Annotated in this window: 1 protein-coding gene and 1 pseudogene; one reads left to right on the top strand and one right to left on the bottom strand. The window is 66.0% G+C overall.

From position 1 onward, the window contains the following. A partial coding sequence (locus ACFWF3_RS36145) for an MFS transporter (RefSeq protein ID WP_379318667.1) occupies positions 1-1073 on the bottom strand: 1073 nt, incomplete at its 3' end. Between the two features lie 106 nt (positions 1074-1179). Between ACFWF3_RS36145 and ACFWF3_RS36140 the strand changes: the two are divergent. Next, positions 1180-1319, top strand: a pseudogene (locus ACFWF3_RS36140) (TetR family transcriptional regulator); the annotation flags it as partial.

The following is a 1319-nucleotide window of genomic DNA, read 5'->3' as shown; positions in this document are numbered from 1 at the left end:
TAGGAAGTGTGCGAATCTACTTGCGCGATCATGAGCATCGCGACCCCGATCGCCAGCAAACCGGCAGAGGCGGGGATTCGCAGGCCAACCCGTTCCGCCACCCTGGGCGCGATCACGGAGATCACCACCATCGGGATGCCCATGGGAGCGAGCGCGAGTGCCGACATCAGCGGACGGTAGCCCAGAATCAGCTGAAAGTACTGCACGACCAGCATGAACAGGCCGAAGGTGACCAGGAACTGCACCGTCACTATCGCGGTGCCGCTGCCGAAGCCCCGGTGCGCGAAGAGCCGGATATCGATCAACGGGTGCGCGACCCGTCGTTCGATAGCGACGAAAGCTGTTGCCACGGTCAGCCCTACAGCGGTCGCGCCGATCACTATCGGATCGAGCCAGCCGCGTACGGGCACCTCGATCGCCGCGACCACGATCGCACCGATCGCCACGGCGCTGGTGACCGCACCGAGCGGGTCCATCGCGGACCTCGAGGTGTCCACCGACTCGGGCAGTGTGAAGGCTGCCACCGCGAGCATCGCGCCCGCGACCGCCATCCCGGCGAAGATCGAAGCCCAAGACCAGTTTTCGATCAGAACGCCCGAACCGAGGATGCCGAGGATCGCGCCGACGCCCGCGACACCGGCCCACAATCCGACCGCGCTGCTCCGCCGTTCCTCCGGAAATCCGGCGGTCAGCAACGACAGCGTGGACGGCATCACCAGCGCCGCGCCGACTCCTGTCACGACCCGCGCGACGATCAGCCACGTCGGGCTGTCGAGCAACAAGGGAGCCGCTGAAGCGAACGAGAAGATGACGAGCCCCGTGACGAGAACGACGCGCCTGCCGTACCTGTCACCGATCGCACCCCCTGGCAGGACGAGGCAGGCCAGCGCCAGCGTGTAGCCGTCGACAATCCAGGTGAGTTCGGCCTGGCTCGCCCCGGTGTCGGCCGCGATCTCCGGCAACGCCGTATACAGCGCGGCCATCGACGAGGTGACGAGAACTACCGCGAGACAAGACAAGGTGAGCAGCCAACGCTGGGCCGCGGACAATCGGTCGCGTCCGGGGGGAACCATCGGGCCTCCGCTACTGTCAGTATCGCTTCGCTACTATGTGTAGCATAAGTATCTGACGGGAGGTAGACCGTGGGAAAGGTCCACCGGCAGAGGAATACTGGACGATATGAGCGGAACTGACGCCGCCGAGGTCGACCCACGCCGGGTGCGCTCACGCGCCCGGCTACTCGATGCGGCCTCCGCGCTCCTCCAGGACGGCGGCGTGGAAGCGGTCACCGTCGAGGGCGTGACCAGGTTGTCCAAGGT

Source organism: Nocardia sp. NPDC060220 (assembly GCF_042727815.1).
Taxonomy (GTDB): Bacteria; Actinomycetota; Actinomycetes; order Mycobacteriales; family Mycobacteriaceae; genus Nocardia.
The sequence above is the reverse complement of the archived record's forward strand: the minus strand, read 5'-3'. Positions and strand labels throughout refer to the sequence as shown.